General features: G+C 58.7%; 25 protein-coding genes. 7 read left to right on the top strand and 18 right to left on the bottom strand.

Features of this window, described 5'->3' with window-relative positions; translation table 11 throughout:
* Positions 1 to 7: 7 nt before the first annotated feature.
* The 5 genes from gcvP (at position 8) to KF814_15475 (ending at position 6,891) form a co-directional block, all read left to right on the top strand.
* Positions 8 to 2,893, top strand: a complete 2,886-nt coding sequence (gene gcvP, locus KF814_15495) for an aminomethyl-transferring glycine dehydrogenase (protein MBX3237554.1) — start codon at positions 8 to 10, stop codon at positions 2,891 to 2,893.
* Positions 2,894 to 2,966: 73 nt separating this feature from the next.
* Complete coding sequence (locus KF814_15490; protein MBX3237553.1) at positions 2,967 to 3,542, top strand: hypothetical protein; 576 nt, start codon at positions 2,967 to 2,969, stop codon at positions 3,540 to 3,542.
* A 60-nt stretch (positions 3,543 to 3,602) separates the two neighbouring features.
* Entirely contained in the window at positions 3,603 to 4,598 is a 996-nt protein-coding gene (locus tag KF814_15485) for a nucleoside hydrolase (protein MBX3237552.1), read from the top strand.
* Positions 4,583 to 5,503 carry a ribokinase gene (gene rbsK, locus KF814_15480; GenBank protein ID MBX3237551.1) on the top strand — a complete coding sequence of 307 codons (921 nt, stop codon included), beginning with the start codon at positions 4,583 to 4,585 and terminating at the stop codon, positions 5,501 to 5,503. The genes KF814_15485 and rbsK overlap by 16 nt, the downstream gene beginning before the upstream one ends.
* Positions 5,504 to 5,568: 65 nt before the next feature.
* Positions 5,569 to 6,891 carry an aminotransferase class V-fold PLP-dependent enzyme gene (locus KF814_15475; GenBank protein MBX3237550.1) on the top strand — a complete coding sequence of 441 codons (1,323 nt, stop codon included), beginning with the start codon at positions 5,569 to 5,571 and terminating at the stop codon, positions 6,889 to 6,891.
* Positions 6,892 to 6,927: 36 nt separating this feature from the next.
* Here KF814_15475 and KF814_15470 read toward each other — a convergent pair whose 3' ends face one another.
* Both KF814_15470 and KF814_15465 read right to left on the bottom strand, forming a co-directional pair.
* On the bottom strand, positions 6,928 to 7,572 hold the full coding sequence (locus KF814_15470) for a hypothetical protein (protein ID MBX3237549.1): 645 nt from the start codon (positions 7,570 to 7,572) through the stop codon (positions 6,928 to 6,930).
* A 211-nt stretch (positions 7,573 to 7,783) separates the two neighbouring features.
* Entirely contained in the window at positions 7,784 to 8,356 is a 573-nt protein-coding gene (locus tag KF814_15465; GenBank protein ID MBX3237548.1) for a mismatch-specific DNA-glycosylase, read from the bottom strand.
* Between the two features lie 260 nt (positions 8,357 to 8,616).
* Between KF814_15465 and KF814_15460 the strand changes: the two genes are divergently transcribed.
* On the top strand, positions 8,617 to 8,781 hold the full coding sequence (locus KF814_15460; GenBank protein ID MBX3237547.1) for a hypothetical protein: 165 nt from the start codon (positions 8,617 to 8,619) through the stop codon (positions 8,779 to 8,781).
* Positions 8,782 to 8,854: 73 nt separating this feature from the next.
* Here KF814_15460 and KF814_15455 read toward each other — a convergent pair whose 3' ends face one another.
* The 12 genes from KF814_15455 to KF814_15400 form a co-directional block, all read right to left on the bottom strand.
* Positions 8,855 to 9,373, bottom strand: coding sequence for an NUDIX hydrolase (locus KF814_15455; protein MBX3237546.1), 519 nt, complete (start codon positions 9,371 to 9,373; stop codon positions 8,855 to 8,857).
* Positions 9,374 to 9,456: 83 nt separating this feature from the next.
* Positions 9,457 to 10,560: a glycine cleavage system aminomethyltransferase GcvT gene (gcvT, locus tag KF814_15450; GenBank protein ID MBX3237545.1), complete on the bottom strand. Its 1,104-nt coding sequence runs from the start codon at positions 10,558 to 10,560 to the stop codon at positions 9,457 to 9,459.
* Positions 10,561 to 10,572: 12 nt separating this feature from the next.
* Positions 10,573 to 10,944 carry an FKBP-type peptidyl-prolyl cis-trans isomerase gene (locus KF814_15445; protein MBX3237544.1) on the bottom strand — a complete coding sequence of 124 codons (372 nt, stop codon included), beginning with the start codon at positions 10,942 to 10,944 and terminating at the stop codon, positions 10,573 to 10,575.
* 137 nt (positions 10,945 to 11,081) lie between these two features.
* Positions 11,082 to 12,284: an FIST C-terminal domain-containing protein gene (locus KF814_15440; protein MBX3237543.1), complete on the bottom strand. Its 1,203-nt coding sequence runs from the start codon at positions 12,282 to 12,284 to the stop codon at positions 11,082 to 11,084.
* A gap of 47 nt (positions 12,285 to 12,331) precedes the next feature.
* Positions 12,332 to 12,559 carry a hypothetical protein gene (locus KF814_15435; protein ID MBX3237542.1) on the bottom strand — a complete coding sequence of 76 codons (228 nt, stop codon included), beginning with the start codon at positions 12,557 to 12,559 and terminating at the stop codon, positions 12,332 to 12,334.
* 107 nt (positions 12,560 to 12,666) lie between these two features.
* A complete protein-coding gene (locus KF814_15430; GenBank protein MBX3237541.1) occupies positions 12,667 to 13,914 on the bottom strand; it encodes a P1 family peptidase in 1,248 nt (415 codons plus the stop codon).
* 57 nt (positions 13,915 to 13,971) lie between these two features.
* On the bottom strand, positions 13,972 to 15,369 hold the full coding sequence (locus KF814_15425) for an MBL fold metallo-hydrolase (protein ID MBX3237540.1): 1,398 nt from the start codon (positions 15,367 to 15,369) through the stop codon (positions 13,972 to 13,974).
* Positions 15,366 to 16,220 (bottom strand): TIGR00730 family Rossman fold protein, encoded by an 855-nt coding sequence (locus KF814_15420; GenBank protein MBX3237539.1) that lies wholly within the window; start codon positions 16,218 to 16,220, stop codon positions 15,366 to 15,368. The genes KF814_15425 and KF814_15420 overlap by 4 nt, the downstream gene beginning before the upstream one ends.
* A gap of 106 nt (positions 16,221 to 16,326) precedes the next feature.
* The gene (locus tag KF814_15415; GenBank protein MBX3237538.1) at positions 16,327 to 16,764 is read right to left on the bottom strand and encodes a hypothetical protein; all 438 of its coding nucleotides are present in this window, start codon (positions 16,762 to 16,764) and stop codon (positions 16,327 to 16,329) included.
* A 6-nt stretch (positions 16,765 to 16,770) separates the two neighbouring features.
* The gene (gene bamE / locus KF814_15410; protein ID MBX3237537.1) at positions 16,771 to 17,172 is read right to left on the bottom strand and encodes an outer membrane protein assembly factor BamE; all 402 of its coding nucleotides are present in this window, start codon (positions 17,170 to 17,172) and stop codon (positions 16,771 to 16,773) included.
* The gene (locus tag KF814_15405; protein ID MBX3237536.1) at positions 17,162 to 17,644 is read right to left on the bottom strand and encodes a GNAT family N-acetyltransferase; all 483 of its coding nucleotides are present in this window, start codon (positions 17,642 to 17,644) and stop codon (positions 17,162 to 17,164) included. The genes bamE and KF814_15405 overlap by 11 nt, the downstream gene beginning before the upstream one ends.
* Positions 17,644 to 18,267: a DUF502 domain-containing protein gene (locus tag KF814_15400; protein MBX3237535.1), complete on the bottom strand. Its 624-nt coding sequence runs from the start codon at positions 18,265 to 18,267 to the stop codon at positions 17,644 to 17,646. Before KF814_15400 ends, KF814_15405 begins: the two co-directional genes overlap by 1 nt.
* 152 nt (positions 18,268 to 18,419) lie before the next feature.
* On the opposite strand from KF814_15400, the gene KF814_15395 reads away from it, so the two are divergent.
* Positions 18,420 to 18,707 carry a hypothetical protein gene (locus tag KF814_15395; protein MBX3237534.1) on the top strand — a complete coding sequence of 96 codons (288 nt, stop codon included), beginning with the start codon at positions 18,420 to 18,422 and terminating at the stop codon, positions 18,705 to 18,707.
* A gap of 141 nt (positions 18,708 to 18,848) precedes the next feature.
* Here KF814_15395 and KF814_15390 read toward each other — a convergent pair whose 3' ends face one another.
* The 4 genes from KF814_15390 to KF814_15375 form a co-directional block, all read right to left on the bottom strand.
* On the bottom strand, positions 18,849 to 19,064 hold the full coding sequence (locus KF814_15390; GenBank protein MBX3237533.1) for a hypothetical protein: 216 nt from the start codon (positions 19,062 to 19,064) through the stop codon (positions 18,849 to 18,851).
* A 133-nt stretch (positions 19,065 to 19,197) separates the two neighbouring features.
* Positions 19,198 to 19,416: a hypothetical protein gene (locus KF814_15385; protein ID MBX3237532.1), complete on the bottom strand. Its 219-nt coding sequence runs from the start codon at positions 19,414 to 19,416 to the stop codon at positions 19,198 to 19,200.
* A 53-nt stretch (positions 19,417 to 19,469) separates the two neighbouring features.
* Positions 19,470 to 19,838 carry a hypothetical protein gene (locus KF814_15380; GenBank protein MBX3237531.1) on the bottom strand — a complete coding sequence of 123 codons (369 nt, stop codon included), beginning with the start codon at positions 19,836 to 19,838 and terminating at the stop codon, positions 19,470 to 19,472.
* A gap of 83 nt (positions 19,839 to 19,921) precedes the next feature.
* A complete protein-coding gene (locus tag KF814_15375; GenBank protein MBX3237530.1) occupies positions 19,922 to 20,251 on the bottom strand; it encodes a hypothetical protein in 330 nt (109 codons plus the stop codon).
* Positions 20,252 to 20,591: the final 340 nt, after the last annotated feature.

Here is a 20,591-nt window from a genome sequence, read left to right as displayed (position 1 = left end):
CCACGCCATGCCAGAACCGAATTTTTTAGACTCGACCGACTCGTTTGTTCCGCGCCATATCGGTCCCACGGATTCCGAGATCCAGGATATGTTGGAGTCTGTCGGGCTTCCCTCCTTGCAGGCCCTCGTGGATACGACCGTTCCTGCCGATATCCGCTTACAAGGCCACCTGAATCTTCCGGTTCAGCGAAGCGAGCAGAGTGTGCTGGGTGAACTTCGGGAGATCGCGCGAAGAAACCAGGTGTATCGATCCCTCATCGGCATGGGCTATTACGATTGTGTGACTCCGCCGGTCATTCAACGGAATATTCTCGAAAATCCCGGTTGGTATACGCAGTACACGCCCTATCAAGCCGAGATTGCGCAAGGTCGGCTGGAAGCGTTGGTGAATTTCCAAACAATGGTGTCGGACCTGACCGGCCTCCCGCTGTCCAACGCGTCATTGCTCGATGAGGCGACGGCTGCCGCCGAGGCCATGGCCGTGTGTTTGGCCGCATCGCGGTCGGCAGGCCACGATCGCAAGAAGTTTTTTCTGTCCGAGGACTGCCACCCGCAGACGATTGCCGTCGTGCAAACTCGCGCGGAACCGCTCGGCATTGTCGTGCAGGTAGATTCTTTAGCCTCGCTGGATCTCTCGGCCGGCGACTGTTTCGGGGCGTTGCTCCAGTATCCAACGAGCGATGGCTATATCCGGGACTATAGCGAGTTTGTTGAGCAAGCCCATGCGGCAGGTGTTCTCGTGGTAATGGCGACCGATCTGTTGGCGCTGGCCCTCTTGCGTCCGCCGGGAGAATTCGGCGTGGATGTCGCGGTCGGCTCCAGTCAGCGGTTCGGTGTTCCGCTCGGATTCGGCGGACCGCACGCAGCGTTCATGGCGACGAAGGATGAATTCCGCCGGCAGTTGCCGGGTCGGATCGTCGGTGTGTCAAAGGACGCCACCGGCCACGCGGCCTATCGACTTTCCTTGCAGACCCGAGAGCAACATATTCGCCGGGAGAAGGCCACCAGCAATATCTGCACGGCGCAAGTGCTGTTGGCTATCATGGCCGGGATGTATGCGGTCTACCACGGTCCCGACGGATTACGACGAATCGCCGATCGTGTGCGGGGAATGACCCTTCTCCTGGCGGAGGGCCTTCGACGCCATGGCTGCACCGTCGGGCTCGAACCGGTGTTTGACACGCTGCGTGTGCCGTTGTCGGGGAAGCAAGCCGACACGATCCTCAACCGTGCGCGCCAGGAGCAGATCAATCTCCGCCGGTATGAAGACCACAGTGTAGGGATTTCTCTCGACGAGCGAAGCGACCTTGGCGAGGTGAGCCGGCTGATCGCGCTCTTTACCGGTCACATTATGTCGCAGAGCGAACTGGAAGCCCTGGGGCGTTCTCTCGACACGAGTTATCCCAAGAACCTGGCCCGTACCAGTTGCTATCTGACGCACCCCGTGTTCAACCGTTACCATGCCGAGCATGAGATGTTACGGTACATCAACCGGCTGCAGGCTCGGGATCTGTCGCTCGTGCATTCGATGATTCCGTTGGGTTCCTGCACGATGAAGCTCAATGCCACGGCCGAAATGCTGCCCGTGACGTGGCCGGAATTCGGCGGGATGCATCCGTTTGCGCCGGCTGATCAGACGCTAGGCTATCAGGTGCTGTTCCAACAGCTTGAGGCCTGGCTGGCCGAAGTCACCGGTTTCGCCGGCATTTCTCTCCAACCCAACGCAGGATCCCAGGGTGAGTACGCAGGATTGATGGTCATCCGCGCGTACCACCGGCATCGTGGCGAATCCCAGCGCAATATCTGTTTGATTCCGGTCTCCGCACACGGAACGAATCCTGCCAGTGCCGCGATGTGCGGGATGACGGTTGTTCCGGTGGCCTGCGATACCCACGGAAATGTGGACGTGGGGGATCTGGAAACAAAAGCCACCCTGCATCGCGACCGGCTCGCAGCCTTGATGATTACCTACCCCTCAACTCACGGTGTGTTCGAAGCCGACGTGCGCCGGATGTGTCAGATCGTCCATACCCACGGCGGTCAGGTGTACATGGACGGGGCAAATATGAATGCGCAGGTGGGGCTCTGTCGTCCGGCGGACTTGGGCGCGGACGTCTGCCATCTCAATTTACATAAAACGTTCTGTATCCCCCACGGGGGTGGCGGGCCCGGTATGGGCCCGATTGGCGTCGCGCGGCACCTGATGCCCTATCTGCCCGGACATCCGGTCACCGGTTTGGGGGGAACGCAATCGATTGGTCCGGTGTCAGCTGCTCCGTACGGCAGCCCAAGCATCCTCACGATCTCGTGGGTGTACATTGCCTTGATGGGGCGAGACGGATTGACCAAGGCGACCCAGGTGGCGATCCTGAACGCCAATTACATGGCGAAGCGCCTGGAGAAGCACTACTCGATTCTATATACGGGGCAACGTGGGTTTGTCGCGCATGAGTTCATCATGGATCTTCGTCCCCTCAAGGAGTCCAGCGGTGTTGAGGCGATGGACGTGGCTAAGCGGCTGATGGACTACGGATTCCACGCGCCGACGGTGTCCTTTCCAGTAGCGGGCACCTTGATGGTCGAGCCGACAGAAAGCGAATCCCGAGCGGAACTCGATCGATTGTGCGACGCGTTGATTACCATTCGAGGCGAGATTCAGGATATTATCGATGGGCGGCAACCGCGCGGGGGCAACTTGCTGAAGAATGCTCCGCATACGGCCGCCGCGGTGACGGCCGATGAATGGAACAGACCCTATAGCAGGAGCCAGGCGGCGTTCCCGGCTCCGTGGGTGCGGAACAACAAGTTTTGGCCGAGCGTTGGGCGAATCGATGAAGCCTATGGTGACCGAAATCTATTCTGCACCTGCCCGCCGATGGAGGCCTCGTCGTAGTACGCAACGACGTTGGGCCACCCCAGTCCGCTTTCTCACCTCCGGGTTGCTGTTCGTCGTCGCCGGAATCTCTGTGGGGGCGACGGTTGCATGGCCTGGAGAGCTACAGCCGGAATCCGGTTCAGCCTTCCATCCGAAGGAAGCCGAGGTTCCTTCCACTGATCTACCTGTTCAAGCCGAGCCGGGCCAGGTCTACGGTGCTGGGACGAGATTGCTGATCTCGCCGACCGGTTGGTCGTTTGCCGTTCCGGATGCTTGGAAAAGTAGTCGTCCACCTGAAGCCGATTCGCCGCTGCTGATGTCTGTGGACGGGCAAAGTCTTGGACTTATTTTCCCTCTTCGAAATATGACGCGCGATGCGATTCGCGCACAACTCGAAGAGCCCCTGTCTCTCCTGCACGGACTCGCATTTGTACCAGCCGGATCGCTGAAGGAGACAAATGAAGCGATCGGCCGGTCCTACTCAGGCGAAGGCATGGTCGGGCAAGCACTGGCCGTGTTCGGTCCGGACGATGTCTGTGTGATGTATTTCATCATGGGGCCCGTTGACGAATTGTCCACGAATGAAACGGTGTTGCAGGCCTTGCAGCGCACGACGCGGTTTGAGAGTGCAGGGCAGAAGAGCACGGGAGAGGCGGCTCCCTTATGACGGAACGGTTCTACCGCTGACCGTTTGCTAATGGCCGCCCACGCGGGATTGTGACCGGACATGATGGCAGGATTTCCTCCCACTCGGGTCGTCATCGACACAGATCCAGGCGCTGACGATGCAATAGCCATCCTGTTGGCCGTCACCTCGCCAGAACTCGAGGTGGTGGGCATCACGACGACTTGTGGAAATGTTCCGGTCGGCCAAGCCACAAGAAATCTCCTTCGTGTTCTGAGTCTGGTGAAGACGCCACCCTCCCTGCTCCTTGGGCAGGGGGCGGCGCGACCTCTTGAAGAAGAGTTGGTGACGGCCACCCAGGTCCATGGAAGCGATGGGCTGGGAGACTTGGATCAATTCCTGGACGCGCAGGGTGCGCCACGGTACCCTCAACCGCGTTTGCCGAGTGTCCTTTCCACCGCGCAAGAAGTCTGGAACGAGTCTCTGCGTCGATATCCCTCCGGGCTCTCCCTCATCATGCTTGGTCCGTTGACCAACCTTGCGGTTGCGCTGAGGGTGAGTCCAGCCCTCGTGCAGCGATTTCACTCGATCATCGTGATGGGAGGGGCGGTGGGTGTGGCTGGGAATGTCGCACCCGGAGCCGAATTCAATATGTATGTAGACCCTCATGCCGCGTCCCGGATTCTCCAGGCCTCCCTGCCGACCACGTTGGTCCCATTGGATGTCACCCACAGAGTGAGGGCGGATCGTGCCGCGGTGGCGGCCTGGGCCGCCGAGTCCCGTGATCCGCTTGCGAGATTTCTTGTCGACGTGACGGGCCGCGCCTTTGATTTTGCCGAAAAGGTGGAAGGGCACGGGGGCCTCTATTTCCATGACCCGCTGGCGGTGCTTGCAGCGATTGATCCGACGCTGTTCAAATTTGAGCCGATGCACGTGGCAGTGGAAACAACCGGGCGGGTCACGCGCGGTATGACCATCGCCGACCGGCGGGCCTTGAAGCCGGAATACAAGTCTCGCCCGAACGTTCGAGTCGCGGTGGATGTGGATGTCGATCGGGCGGCGGCTGTCATTCGCAATCGCCTATGTCCAAAGTCATAGTTGTCGGTTCCAGCAACATCGACTATACCGTCTCGGTGGAACGGCTTCCCAGACCAGGCGAGACGGTCATGGCCAGGGATGTCGTCCAGTCGTTTGGCGGTAAGGGAGCCAATCAGGCGGTGGCGGCCAAACGGGCCGGGGCGGATGTGGTGTTCCTGACGAAGCTTGGAGCCGACGCCAATGGAAAACTATTGGAGCGTCACTTCTCGGCTCAGGGATTGCCCCTTACGGCGATCCTGCGGGATCACAAGGCGGCCAGCGGCGTCGCGTTCGTCTGGATCGACAACAAGGGGAACAATCAGATTGCCGTCGTCCCGGGCAGCAATCGGTTGCTCACGGCAGAGGATGTGCGGCGGGCCGCTACGCTCATGGCCGGTTCCCGGGTGCTGCTTGTGCAGATGGAAATCGAGTCGGCGACAATCCACGAGGCGCTGACTCTCGCCCGACGCAACCGACTCATGACGGTCTTGAACCCGGCTCCAGCCCGTCCCTTGTCTTCCGATCTCTTGAGCTTGGTGGATGTGTTGACGCCCAATACCGCAGAGGTGCAGGTGCTCGCCGGTCAGCCTCATCCCGAGGACGCGGCGAAAATACTTGTGAAGCGTGGTGCCGGGAGCGTCATTGTCACTTGCGGCGCAGAAGGCGCCTTGCTGGTTGGCCGTCAGGATACCCGGCGCTGTCCCGCCTTCGTCGTCGACACCATCGATTCGACCGGCGCGGGAGACGCATTCAACGGGGCGTTGGCCTGTGCGCTTGCCGATGGCGAGTCCATGGAGACGGCCATTGAAATCGGTGCTGCGGCGGGGGCACTCGCGACGACGAAGCGGGGAGCGCAAGAGGCCATACCGAGCAGGCGAGAGATAGAAGAACTTCGCCGATGCGGTTCCCGCCGTCTTCCCTCCTGACCGATGGGTGAGCAGCGTGAGGAATTCCGGTCTCTCCTCATATCGTGCCCATGAGAGGACCTGCGATGGACATGATTAATCGACGCCAGGCCCTGACTCGGACAGGTTTGGCGCTCGGTGCAATGCTTCTGGCGCGTTCCGGTTCAGCGTTCGCTGCCGGTGCGTCTTCCCTCTCGCGTGAAGGGGCGCGCTCGTGGGGGCTGATTCGAGCGCAGTTCTCGTTGAACCCCGCCCTCATTCACATGGCCGGTTTCTTTCTTGCGTCTCATCCTGCTGCGGTGTCCGCCGCGATCGAGCGGCACCGAAGAGGATTCGATGCAGATCCCATCGGATATTGGTTGGAGCACGAGGCATCGGCGGAAGCCTCCGTATTGCGAGCCGCTGGGGAATACTTGGGCGTGGATCCGACAGAGATTGCCCTGACGGACAGCACGACGATGGGGTTGGGCTTGTTATACGGCGGGCTTGCGGTTCACTCAGGCCATGAAATTCTGACCACTACTCACGATCACTACTCGACCGACATGTCTCTCCGCCACCGGGCGGAGCGTACCGGTGCGACGGTCAGACAGGTGCCGTTGTACCGTGACCTCCACGCTGTTTCGAAGGACGAACTGGTCGAAACGTTGCTCCGTGAAGTCCGTCCAGCGACCAGGATTGTGGCCGTGACCTGGGTCCATTCGGGCACGGGATTGAAGTTGCCGATTCGCGACATGGCGGCGGCGCTCGCACAGGTAAATATGCGACGGACGGAAGCAGACCGCCTCATCTTCTGCGTCGACGGCGTTCACGCTTTGGGGGTGGAAGATATTCGGCTGCCTGAAGTGGGATGTGACTTCTTTATTGCCGGCACCCATAAATGGATGTTTGGGCCTCGAGGCACCGGTTTAGTCTGGGGCCATCCGCGCGCCTGGCCGATCGCGAACCCCATCATCCCCACGTTCAATACCGAGGCCTACGACATGTGGACGCAGGATCTACCGGCGCGTCCTCTCCCGCGGTCCGTCGCCATGACACCGGGCGGATTTCATTCCTTCGAACATCGGTGGGCCTTGGATCACGCATTTGCTTTCCATGAGGCCATCGGGAAGAAGCGCGTTCGTGATCGCATATACAGCTTGAATGTCCAGCTCAAGACCGCCATGGCAGGCATGTCCCATGTGACGCTCCACACTCCACTGAGCCAGGAGCTGTCGGCCGGGATCGTCTGTTTTGAAGTTCGGGGCCTGAGCCCAGGTGTCGTCGTTGAGCGGTTACGCCAACGGGCCATCGTGGGCAGCGTAACGCCCTACGCCACGCATTACGCCAGACTGGCGCCTGGGTTGCTCAACAGTCCGGAGGAAGTGCAGCGGGTGATCGACGCGTTGTATGACTTGCGGAGCGGGTAGCCGATTCAGACGTGATTGGGGCAGTGCGTGGGAAAGCTAGTTGCCTTTGACGGCCTGAGCTCGAAGTTGAGCCAAGACCCGACGGGCTTCCGGGATGAAGTCGGCTCGTTGGAGGGACTGTGCCAGGTCGAGCGCTTTGGCCGCCAACGTGATGGCTTCTTCGTGTCGTCCGCCAGCGCAGTAACTTTTTGCCAAGCTGAGACGGGCGTTGACCGCCATCGGCTCCCGTTCGATGACTTGGCGAAGCAGGGCCTCGCCCTTGTCTCTATCCCCACCCAGCAAGCCCGGCAAGCGAACCAGGAACGTGCCCTTAGCGGATAGGGCATCCAAATGATCGGGAGACAATTCGAGAGTCCGGTTCAGCTCCTTCATCATTCTTCGAAAGCCAAGCACTGAGGCGATGCTGGTCTCGCCATCGATTCGCATGAGTTCCCCGAGGTTGCAAAACAGGGAAAAATGAGCGGCGGGGGAGTGATCATCTGCGGCCACCGCTTGTTCGCCGTAGGCTTGACCCTTTTCGAAGTGGTCGACTCTGGACGTTCGGTCTTCCGCGCGTCTTCCAAGATCACATTCGTTCATCGCTTGGGAGGTATATTCCTGCACAGAACCGGCTGCATAGGCCTGTCCCGCCACGAACAACAGGGTAGCGAGACATCCGGAGGTAAGACAGGCGCGCTTCACGATTCGTCCCTCGGTGGAAGTAGGTCCTTCAGAAACTAAATAATTTACAGCAACTCTGATGCCAAATGCCATTCGAGAATAGTACCGCGAACCAGAGGAATTGCAAGCAGCTGCTTTGAGCCCAAAAGTCTCTGCGCAGGCGGCTCCGTGTCCAGTCCGCCACGCTCGGGCCACAGGTGTCTCGCAATTGAATCTGATCCACTCGCAATACTCACTGCTGCGGAGGGTTTTCCGCCAACCATCGGGCTAGTTGCTGAAACCCTTCCAACATCGACCCATAGGAATAGCCGGCGTTGCGCCCACTTGGGTTCGGTAAGAGAAATACATGGCTGTGACCGAGGAGTTCTCGTTGGAGTCCAAGGCTCGGTCGAGGGGGCTTTCCCCGGTCTGGAAAGAGTTTGGGATACAGGGTAATTCCCAAGAGAGCCACCGCCTGGGGTTGAAACCGTGTGATTTTCTCAACGAGTTCAATCCGACCCCGTTCATAGTCGGTTGGTAGCAGTTCGTTGCTGCCGCCGGTTGGGCGCCCTGCCATGTTTGTGAGCCCGATTCCCCAATGGAGTACCTGTGCGTCCTCGCGATAGGTCAACGGTTTGGAAACCAGCCGCGCCTCATGCAGGAGCTTCCAAAATCGATTCGACGGTCCGGCGTAGTGATGGCCCACTGCCGCAGAGCGTAGTCCAGGATTGATGCCGATGAACACCACTCGTAGATGAGATGCGAGGTAGTCCGGCAGAAGGGGAAAAGCGGGGATGACTGGATAGTGAAGCGGTTCAGGTGTCATCACCGAAGAAGAGGTATCACGTCTTCCGGTATCCATAGATTCCCGCTTTCGCCTGGACTGGAACGTGGATGAGGCGGTTTAGTGTGAACCTCACCATTTTGCCACAAGATTCACGAGGTCTCGCAAGAGCGTGATCGCGCTCCATTTATCTGCTCCGAAGAAAAACAATGAGTTAGGTGCGCATGGTATTCGGCAAGGAGTTTGCTCATACGCAGAGCCGTCGGTAACGACAAACCAAATCTGAAAGGGGGTGACGTAGCATGCAGAAGCTGATCTTGTCGGTGATGGCAGTCGCGATGCTGGTCGCGTTCAGCGCTCCTTCCTTCGCGGGTGAGGATAAGAAGAAGGAAGAGAAGAAGGGCGGACATCTGAGCCAGACGGTGTTTGGCGAGGAGAAGAAGAAGGAAGAGAAGAAGAAGAACTAACTCGAAGTCTCTTGGCGAGGCTAGCTGGCTTGGGGGGTCTCCCTCCTTCGTGGCGGGAGACCTCTCCGGTCCTTCACCTACCGCAGGTCTGTTGGATATAGACCGCCTGCAATCCCACAATCGTCTTCGCGTCTCGGATCGATCCGTCTTGGATTTTCCCAATCGCCTCACGTAACGGCATCTCGACGATTTCCAGGACTTCGTCCTGATCGAGATTCTGTACGCCTTTCACGAGCTCGGTTGCCAGGTATACGTGGATGACTTCATCCGCAAATCCCGGCGCGGTGAAAATGCTCGAGAGCAAGTCGAACCGCCCGGCTCGATAGCCGATCTCTTCTTCCAATTCTCGGCCGGCACATTCCAGCGGATCTTCGCCCCGGTGCAGCTTTCCTGCCGGAATTTCGTAGATGAACCCGCCTGCGGCATGGCGAAACTGACGGATTAGCACGACGGTTCCGTCGGCCTTGAGGGGGACCACCGCTGCCGCCCCGGGGTGTCGAATCACTTCCAGATCAATCGTGACACCATTCGGCAGGCGAACCGTGTCGACATTGAGCGTGACGACTTTGCCGTTATAAATGTTCTTGGTCATATGAGCGAATGGCCTATAGCAAATAGCTTTTGGCATGAGAGAACTCGACAGGTTTTCCCGCTTGTGCCGTACGCCATCTGCCATTAGCTCTTGGGTTTTCTATAGAAGGGGGTTTTCACGACAACTGCGGGACAGGCCTTGCCTCGGATATCGATTGTAATCGCAGTGCCTGGCGTTGCGAGCGCCGGAGGAAGATACCCCATGCCGATTCCCTTCTGAAGCAACGGAGACAGATTTCCACTGGTCACCTCACCGATCTTCGCCCCGTCACCTTGTTGAGGGTGAATCGGGAATCCGTGTCGAGGCACCCCCTTCTCCACCAGTTCGAAACCGATCAGACGCCGTGAGAGGCCCTGCGTTTGCTGGTCCAACAGTTTGGCTCGACCGATGAAATCTCCCTTGTTAAAACTCACGACCCACTCTGCGCTTGCTTCCAACGGTGTCGTCTGCTCATCCATGTCGTTGCCGTATAGCAAGTAGGCCATGTCGAGGCGCAGCAGATCGCGAGCCCCCAATCCGGCTGGCTTTATCCCTTGCGGCTTGCCGACTTGGAGAAGACGGTTCCACACTCCCTCTGCCTGAGCAGTCCCGAGGTAGAGTTCGTAGCCCAACTCCCCTGTATACCCGGTTCGTGTCAGCAAGAGCGGAGTTTCGAATGCATGGGTCTCCATGCAATGCCGCAGTTTCAGATCGGCGATGGTCGAGACGCCGGCGGCTGCGAGGATGTCCCGAGAGGCAGGGCCTTGGATGGCGATCTGGGCCAATTCCGCCGAGCGGTCTTGCACCCGACAGCCTTGGGCATGGGCAACTTTCTCACGCAGCCAGGCGACGATTTTCTCGCGGTTCGAGGCGTTGACGCAGACGAGAAACTCATACGGTTTGACGTGATAGATGAAAATGTCGTCCTTGATACCTCCGTCCGGCGCGCAGATCATTGAATATTGCGACTGCCCGAGGGAGACCTTGGCGACGTCGTTCGTCGTAACGTATTGCAGGAAAGCCAATGATCCGGGGCCGGTGACGCTGATCCGGCCCATGTGGCTCACATCAAACAAGCCGGCTTTGGCGCGGACCGTGTGGTACTCGTCGAGGACTCCGCTGTATTGGATCGGCATTTCCCAGCCGGCGAAGTCGACCAGCTTGGCTTGGGCGGCACGATGGGCGTCGATCAAGACGGTGTGTTTCATCGTAGTCCCGGCCTATCGGACTTCCAAGAGCTCCACATCGAAGACCAAGGTGGCGTTCGGCGGAATGACTCCCCCGGCTCCCCTGGCTCCGTACCCCAATTGAGGCGGGATCGTGAGCTTTCGCTTTCCACCCACCTTCATGCCGACCACACCCTCATCCCATCCGCGAATGACCTTGCCGCCGCCCAGGGGGAACGAGAATGGCTCTCGGCGGTCGACTGAACTGTCGAACTTCTTTCCGTTCGTCAACCATCCGGTGTAGTGGACTGTGGCCAAATTGCCCACGGCCGCTTCCCGTCCTGTTCCAACTACCAGATCAACGTATTTCAAACCGGAATCGGTGGTGACTTCCGCATTGCTACCGCCTGATTCAGACTGTGCCATGGATGCGCCTCCTCCTGCCGTCAATAGAACGGCTGCCATACCCCATGCAATGAAACGGAAACGAGTGATCATGCCTGTCTCCTTGTTCCTCGCGGGGCCCTGTCCGTCTAAGCCGGGGCCCCGTGTTCGATCAGCCGTCAGGGGCCGGGTTCCGAAAAAATCGCGATGCTGGCCGTATAGCCGTGAAGGAAATTGCGGCCGCCGACCGGTCCGACCTCACCTTGGGCAAAAAATCCTGAGACCGGAATCTGTCCCAGTTGTTCGCGAATTGCGGCGGCGTCGTGGTCCGCATGGCCGAATAGTCCACGGCCGCGTCCACAGCAGCTGAAAAGCAAGGCGCCTACGGGAGCGTTGCGATCGCTCGTGGGAGAAGCGGCCAATAATTGCCGGAGATCCTCATCGGCTGAATCCGCATCGCGGACCTGAAACTGTACCGTCTGTCCCTCTTGTACCACGTCACCGATGACCACGGCGCCGGTCTGTTGGTCGGCCCCGATGAGATTGCGGACCAGGAAATCACCGCGTCCGAATTCCGCACGGTGTTCATCCATTGCGATCCCGATATGGAGTGCCCGCTGTGCAAGGGTTCGTTCGGACGAACTCAATTCGGCGAAGACCTTCTCCAGGCAGGAGAGGGCGGGCTCGCCACCCAGTTCATGGATCACATTGTGGTCTGACTTCGTCACGATGAATCGATCACCGATGGGTCGGCAGCCTTGGGAGATGATCGTGCGAATCGAGACACGTCCGGCCAACGCGACGCCGACCAGACCGTCAGAATAGACCTCATCGTTCAGGAGCAGGCGATTTTCCCCGAGATCCTTGCCTCCCCCAGCCAACCCTCCGAGGGCCAGTGCCCTGGGATACCGTTCTTCCGTCAAGGACAGCACGTCCTGCATGGGTGTGGAGAAGGGATCTGCAAAAAGGAGGAATACCGGAGATTGCCCGCCCCCGAACTGCTCTTCCGGCCATTCCTTCAGGGAAAACTGATCGTGCACGCTCGAAAACGCGAGTCTGACGGGATGCAGCGATACCTCCGGCAGGTGCGCCGCCCAGAGGGTTGCAGCCGGTCCCTGCTCGACTTCCTGCGTCGTCGCAATCACGCCTTCTCCGGTACAACCGACCAGGGTCTGAGGATTCAAGGCTTGCCGGATGGCTAAGGAGAGGGTCTGCGCCTCGCCGGCGTGGTGCGCGGAGAGGAACAGGAAGGCCAAGTCGATACGTGCTGAACCAAGTTGGCCGCGGACGGTGCGAATCAGCTCTTCAGCGATCGCGTGAGGCTCGGTCTGTCGGCTCAAGGCAGAGGCGATGCGCAAAGTGGATGGTGAAGCGGCAATCACGGCGGTGTCTCGCAGACAAATTGTGAATACTGGTGCGATGGAGAGGTCTAGACTCCGGGGTTCATCCGTTCCGGCCGGTCTGTCGCCAATTTCTTATAGTACCGCCACATATACGAATGGAAATCGTCGAGCTGTGCCAGGAGGTAATGCAATTCCGTGGGGTCCTGAGTCTCTAAGGCCCGAACCATACGCTCCTTGAGAAACTCGGAAAACTTTCCTGTTTTGTCGAGCGCCGTCATGAGATTCAGACCGCCCCCGATATGATAGTCAGCCATGGTTCCTCATGTCCTCCGGCAAAATCGAGGTAGGAGAATAGCGACCAGGCCCGGCAAAAGCAAGCGACCGTGAGGGGCCATCAGGCCACTGCATCAAGGCTTTGCGGCTAGTGAGTCGCCTCGGATCCGAGGAGCGAGCGGAGGCGGGACAGGGAGATGGCTTCGGCGCGATGGCCGTCCCTTCCCACGGTTGTCGTTGCGGAAGTCAGCGCGTTAAGCACGGCCTCCTCGGTCGCTTCAATCGTGGCTGTGATGAGAGGATTCAAATGGGTATCGGCCAAGTGAGTCATGTTGAAGGTGGCATCTTTCGGATAATGCGGGATCACGTTTGCGGTGGAGAATGCCAGCATGAAGTCGCCGCTCCCATGCCGCGCCGTGGCGCCCGTCCGTGCCAGGCCCAGCGCGGCTCGTTTGGCCAGCCGTGTCAGCTGCCGGCTATCGAGGGGGGCATCAGTGGCGATGATCACAATGATGGACCCCTCGGCACTGCCGGAGAGGAGTGGGCCATCCGATGACAGCAGAGCGGGGGGGAGAGCCGGCGCGGCTCCTGTCCGGCCTGCCGGTTCTTCGTAGCGCCGGCCCACCGGGATCCCGTCGACCACCAATTCCGGGCGCCGCCCATGGTTTGCGTTGACCAGCACACCCACGGTGTATCCCCCGTCGGCAGAGAGCAGTTTTCGTGAAGAGGTGCCGATGCCTCCTTTGAAGCCGTAGGAAATCATGCCCGTACCGGCTCCCACACTTCCCTCTGGTACCTGGCCGGCCGTCGCTTCATCGAGGGCGCGCATCACGTCGGCCTCCGAGACGTGGCGACCTTGAATGTCGTTCAGACGGCTGTCGTCACACTCGGCAACGATGGGCGTGAGCGTATCGTCGGTAATGCCGATTTCAGGATATTGCCGGATCATCCAGCTCATGACGCCGTTAGCCACTCGCGGGACGTTGAGGGTGTTGGTCAAGGCAATCGGGTATTCGAGGAAGCCGGATTCCGCAACCCAGGCGAGTCCTGTCATTTCTCCCGTCCCATTCAGAACGAACGAGCCGGCTGGCACCTTCTTGTGCCAGACATCCTCACGGGGGATGACGACGGTCACGCCTGTGCGCACGGGTCCGATTCCCGGTTGAAGTGGCCCCTCTCCGCGCTGAAGGGTGATGTGTCCCACCCGGATACCGGCCACATCCGTAATAGCGTTGAGGGGGCCTGTCGGCAGATGCCCGACTGTAATGCCGAGGGCTCGGAGTCGCTCGCGCACTGCCGTCGACTCAGCGGGGATCCCCTCGATGGACCATCCTGTGTTGGGCGTGCCCAGGAGGCTGAGGCAGACAGAGGCGACAGCTGCGTACCAACGTGTCATGAGCATTCACTCCTCGGTATCAACCATGAACGATCGGATGGCTTCGGCGCCTCGGGGTCAGATGTCGTAAACCGGTCCGGATGATGGCACGATTACCTCCATCCGCGGATGTTCGGTTTGAATGGCGGCGCCAAGCGAAAGCGCTTGCTTCTCTTCACCGTGGACGACAAAGACCTTCGCGGGCGCCGGTGAAATGGCGCGCACATAGGCGAGCAGATCATTACGATCGGCGTGGGCCGAGAGGCCATTGAATACGACGACCCGGGCACGCCGAGGTGTGGGAATCCCAAAGATCGGCACGACGTCCCATCCTTCGACAAGCCGCCGGCCCAGGGTATGTTCCGCTTGAAACCCGACAATCGCGATGATGTTGGCTTCGTCCTGAATCGTGTGCTTGAGGTGGTGGAGAATGCGGCCGCCTTCGCACATGCCGGAGGAGGCGATGATTACACAAGGACCCTTGAGGGTGTTCAGGCGCTTGCTCTCTTCAACTGACGACACGTATCGGATGAAGCGTGCCGCGAAGGGATCGCCTTGCGAGGTGAAGGTCCGCAGGGTTTCCTCGTCGTAGCATTCCGGGTGTTTCCGAAACACCTCGGTGGCCTTCGATGCGAGCGGCGAGTCAATATAGATAGGGAGTGGGTCGATTCGGCCCTGCGCGACGAGGTCCTTGATGCGCATGACCAAATCCTGCGTACGACCGACGGCAAAGGCCGGGACGATGATTTTGCTGTTATGCGCCCTGGCATGTGCGACGAGCTGTTGAGCCTTCTGCGTCAACGTCTCGCCGACTTCCTCGTGCAGTCGATCGCCGTAGGTGGACTCGATTATCAAGATGTCGCAACTGGGCGGCGGTTCGGGGTCTCGGAGAATCGGCATTCTCGAGCGGCCAAGGTCGCCTGAAAAGAGGACGGTCGTGCTGTTGCCTTTCGTAGAGTATTTGACCCGGATCGCGGCGGACCCAAGGATATGGCCGGCGTCATGAAAGGAGGCGGTCAAGCGCGGTGCGATCTTGACGGTGTCTCCATAGCGGGCGCCCTCAAACCTGCGCACGATGGCTTTGGCGTCCCGTGAATCATAGAACGGATGGAGGCACCCTTTGCCCCTACGGCCCTCTTTGCGATTGAGATAGGCGCAGTCGTTTTCCTGCAGACGTGCGGAGTCCTCCAGCATGACTGCGGCCAGGTCAGCACTGGCTCTCGTGACGTGAACTCGCCCGGTGAATTGGTGTTTGGCCAAGACCGGCAGGGCGCCGGAGTGGTCGATATGGGCATGGGAGAGCAGAACGGATTGAATCGATCGCGGATCGAATCCTAGGTATCGATTTAGTTTGTCGGCCTCTTGGCGCCGTCCCTGAAACAGGCCGCAATCCAAGAGTAAACGGTGGCCGGGGAATTCGAGGAGATGGCGGCTACCGGTTACCGACCGAGCGGCACCGTGAAACGAGAGTTTCATCGCGACGGCCCTCCATGATTGCGGCTGATGAGATCCCAGGCTTCTTGGGCCGATTCTGCGAAATGGAACAAAGAAAGGTCGCTTGGACCGATCAGGCCGTTCTCGGCCAGCATCCGCCAATTGATGAGGCGTTCCCAGAATGTACGGCCGATCAAAACGACTGTGACTCCCGTGACTTTTCCCGTCTGGAGCAGCGTCAAGGTCTCGAATAACTCGTCAAGCGTGCCGAACCCTCCCGGAAATACCACCAGGGCCTTGGCGCGAAGGAGAAAGTGCATCTTCCGTAGGGCGAAATATCGAAACTGAAAGCACAGATCCGGCGTGATGTAAGGATTCGGGAACTGTTCGTGCGGCAGGGTGATGTTAAGACCGATCGACTTGGCGCCGGCATCGGAGGCTCCGCGATTTGCGGCTTCCATAATGCCCGGTCCGCCGCCGGTGACGATGACGTAGTCGCACTGGCCGTCAAGCTGGCAGGCCGAAGAGACCAATCGTCCGAATTCGCGCGCCATGCCATAGTATTGGGACAGGGTCGCTCGTTGCCTTGCGACAGCGGCCTGGTGTTGAGCATGTTCGTTTAGCGGTTCGGCAGCGGCTTCGCGCTGCGTTCGCTCCAGTTCTTCCCGTGCAACAGCCGGTTCGGCGACACGGGAACTTCCGAATACCACGATCGTGGACCGGATGCCGTGTTCCTTTTGCAGAAGCTCAGGTTTGAGCAGTTCCAGCCCGAGCCGCAATGGACGCAACTCGTCCCGTTGGAGAAAATCGGTGTCGCGATCCGCCGGGATATACGAGGTAGAGCGAACGAGGGGATCAGATGAGGGGACACGGTCAGCGGAATCTGAATCCATGGCGGCATTATAGCGACCAGGATATATTCCGGCAATGAGGCGCATCGCTCGCGAGCGATGACGCAACCGGTGAATGGAATATCAGGACGGGCGCACGGGACGCCGGTCAGGGGATGTAGCGGCTGGCCTGCTGATGGTGAGCAAAGGCGTAGTACACAACCACCCAATCTCTATCAAACTCCACCTGGAGTTCCTCCGTGCCTGATCCACCACCGGTGAATGTCAGCTGGTAGAGATCGCTGGGCACGAGTTGTATAGCCGGGAAGATAAACGGCAGCGGTTTGGTGATATTGATAGTGAAGTACTTGGTGTCCAAGAAGTGATAGCGAACGACGGTGCGGTTGTCCACCGACCGTATGCTGCCCGGCGCCCCCAAATACTTGACGACTTCGGAAATCGTTGTCGTTCCAGGAACAATAAACGCGACATCTTCTGGACGAATGATGTCATTGAGCGTCGCGCGTCTCCAGGCTAAGGGACAGCCTTCTAGGAGAATGGCTAAGAGACAGAGAATGATTGGTAGCAGCTGCCGCGTCGAAGGCATCGCTCTCTAGTCTCCAAACGGCCAGAATTGGAGCTTGGGCGGGGGCTTTTGCCGCCCGAACAAGACCTGCTGGACAATACCGTCCTGGCCGAAGAAGACGTACAGATCGTTGCCCACGATATTGGTGCGGGAAAAGAACAACACCGTGCCAGATTTGAGAGTGTAGTTGTAATAGTGAAAGATTTCCTGACCATGCACTTCGATGACCCGCTCCGGCGCTCCCAGGAGGCTGGCCACCTCCTGCCTGGTCGATGTCCCAACCTTGATGTTCTCCACATCTTCCCGGCTGAAATTATCATCGTAGTTGCCTCGGACAAACGCACAGCTCGAAGTCAGGATCGCCACGACCAGGATGCCGGCAACTGAGAATGACCTCGAAGATTTAGCCCGGCGATTGCTAGAGAGCAAAATCCACCTCCCAAATTTCGTACGGAGTCCGGACCATTTTCAGAGTGCGGTATGCCGCTTGGGCTGTCTGATTGTTGCGTTCGACGTAAAGCCTAAGCCCACAGACGTCGGATTGACTCCGAGCCAGTTCATGAATTCGTTCATGCATTTGCCGGTATACACCTCGTCTCCGCCAGTCCGGTCGAACGTATACGCTTTGGATCCACCAAAATTGGGCATTCCTCCAATCACTCCATTCGAAGGTAATCAGCAATTGCCCGACAATTTGAGGCTGCGTCCCGTTCGTCACTTCGGCGACATAAAATTTGCCACGTTCGGGCTGCTGGATCACGGCAAGCGTTCCCGCTCGCAAGCGAGCTCGATCCAGTACACGGTGCTCCGTTTCATTCGCCATGGCGGCGCTGAATGCCGTCAACTGGTCCACGTCCTGTTCCGTGGCCGGTCGAATCATGATTTGCACGGATTTGGACATCAGGGCAACCGGGGCGGTGTGGTCAGCCATCCGGCGAGCGGTCGATAGAGTCCGGCCGAGAATTCCATCTTCAACGCTTCCTCCGGAAGAAGATTGAGGAGATGCAGTTGGGGTTTCGGGACCAGCGCGAGATATCCCGTGAACGGGTGGATGGCGGTCGGAACGAACACCATCATGAGGTCGGTGCCGGTGGCGGCGTTCAGAGAGGTTGGCGGCGGTCCCATCACGAATCCCAAGGCCCAGAGACCGTCCCGTGGGAATGGAAATGCGACCACCGCACTATTGCCAAAACGGGAACGGTAATTCAGCAGGTCGGTCATTCCCTTGAGCGTGAGGTAGATGCTGCGGATAATGGGAATCCGCTCCATGGTGGCCTCGGTCCAGGCGAAGAGCCGTTGTCCCAGCACATGGGTAGCGATTGCCCCGATGCTCATGACGAGAGTCAGCAGCAACAGCAAACCCAGTCCTGGTATGTAGGCCTGCAATTGTGCACTGAGGAGATCGGAAAGCAGCGCGTCGAGGGTTCGGACCATTGCGGATAGGATCAGAAATGTTCCCCAGGCGGGGACGAGGATCAACAAGCCAGCGAAGAAGAGGCGGTGAATCTGGTGGGGCGCTGCCATACAGCCTCAGAGAGTTTCCGCATTTGAGAGGGTATTGATGGATGTAAGATATCAAATGTCACATGCATTTGATATCTTCTTGATCTCCCATTGTATTTGGAATATGTTTCGATTCTAGTGGAAAGCGGGTTTGTAACCTTTTCCTAGGATGCATGATGGCCGAAGACAGCCGCAAATCGGTGAACCTCGATAAGGAATTGTTGGCGATTCTGTGTTGCCCGGACACGAAGCAGGTGGTTGTGCTTGCTGAAGATGCATTGATTCAGAAGCTCAATAACGCCATCGATCATGGGACCCTGAAGAACAAGGCACAGAAGCCGGTGACAGAACGCCTGGATGGTGGTCTCATTCGAGCCGATCGAAAAATCCTCTATCCGGTTCGTGAGGACATCCCCGTCATGTTGATTGACGAAGGTATTCCGCTCGAGCAAGTCTCTTAGCGCCTTCCTTCCCACGTCTTGCCTCCACAGCTCTCGAAAGCGATTTGCCCGATATAGCAGGCCTAGGAGCACTCCTTCGAAGGGGTGTGATTTGGCTGAAACCGTGGTGCGAACGATCGCGGTGGCGTATCTGCAGGGTAGTTATGGCGCCAGAATGCCGCCGTCTGAGGACGATTCCGTTTTCGATCCGGTGGAGGTGCCGCAGTGCGCGCAGAGGTACTCGTAAAGATTCCCGCTGGGCAAGACCAGCAGCAATCTCTGGCGGGTTGGTGTGGCCTGCCGGCAAGTCGCGCAGTACAGCAGTGAGGCATTAAACGAATCGTACTGGCCTTGCGGCTTCTGGGTCCGCTGTCCCACGCCCGTTCCGGGGCGTGCCGATTGCGGAGGCCATCCTGGTTGAGTAGAGCGTCGATTCATGTCGACATTGTACTGGGGCATGAGTGGGCGCGCAACAGGTGGCCTATCGCCGATTTAGACTGGGACGGCTGCCTTACTGCGGTTCATGATCCCCATCCGCGTCTCCGCGGCGGAACCACCAGAGGGAACGAACGACTTGGACGACGACGTAGAGGGCTAGACCGGAGAGGAGTCCGTACAGCCATGCCTTGCTCCAAGGCCAGAGATCCGGCGCGTGAAGCACGACGGCAAGCGCAATATGGCCTCCTAATCCGAGACAGATAGCGAAGATGATCCATTCACGGGCCATCATCACCCTCGGAGGAGGCCATACAAGCAGAAGCCTTGTGTGGAAGCAAAAGGCGGCTAAACGGAGGTCTTCGCGGATTCAATCTCGGTGGCCGTAATCAGGCTGGAGAGGTAATCGGCGACAAACGTCAGCGCTTCCTCCCGTCCATCGGCTCGACGACCCTTTTCTCGGCGTTGAACCGACAGCTCGTGGTCCAGATCCGATTTGACCTCGGTCAGCACTCGCTGCAGCGTCGTCGGGGTAATGTTGGCATCCATATCCTCGAGTTCCTGGCAACGGTCCAGGACCCAGTTCAACCCCTCGATGCGCCCAGCATAGTGTTCTTGTTCAGCGGTGTCGATTCGGGCCATCGTCGTGGCAAACGTTTGAGCTTCGTAAACCAGATTGTAGAAGCTCGTCACGGCGCGTTGCAGCGTGGGATTCATAGTTCTCCTTGGCTCATAAGAGTGTGTCTTGATTATACCTGAGAATAGTCGGGCGACAAGGTCTTTTTTTGTTTGCCCAGGTGTTAGGTGAACAGGAGGGAATGGAATTCGTTCATAAAACCGTAGTACAGCGGGGCAAAGTCTTTGAGGCTCTCCGGACTGTTTTCCTTGAGTCGCTTGAAGAAAAATACCTGCGTGCGCGGATCGAGCTGCTCAAGAATCCTGCTGAGCTGCGCCATGGTGTAGCTGCCCGCCGGGACGCTCAGGACGTAGTGCACGAGTCGCTCGACGAATTGCTCCCCGATGTACTCGCTGGTAATTAACCCCTCAGGGATCTTTCCCGATGCGAGGTACTCGTCAAAGGGAATCGCCTGTGCAGCAAATGGTGTAGAGTGCTGCGGACGGCCGGTCACGCTTGGGATACCTCGGTGTAGGAGTCGTCGCTGTGGAGAGACTGAATCACGCAATCACTGTACTGGAGGCTCTAATGTCCGTCAAGTGCGCAGATGGCACGGTATGCTGAGCCGAAAGACTGATGAAGCGTGCGTGGGGTAGGGCCAAACAGGCCAGGCGCTTCAAGGCGGATGCCTTCGGACGGAGACTCCATATCAGGATGAATATTCCGATCCGTTAAATGAAAGGGGGCGGAGCCCCGAAGGAACTCCGCCCCCAGTGAAGCGACCCTGACTTAACTTACAGCCAGGTCACGCGTTCGGCCGGCCGAATGTAGATCGGCTCTTCGACCTGAATCCG

Source organism: Nitrospiraceae bacterium (assembly GCA_019637075.1).
Classification (GTDB): domain Bacteria; phylum Nitrospirota; class Nitrospiria; order Nitrospirales; family Nitrospiraceae; genus JAHBWI01.
The sequence above is the reverse complement of the archived record's forward strand: the minus strand, read 5'-3'. Positions and strand labels throughout refer to the sequence as shown.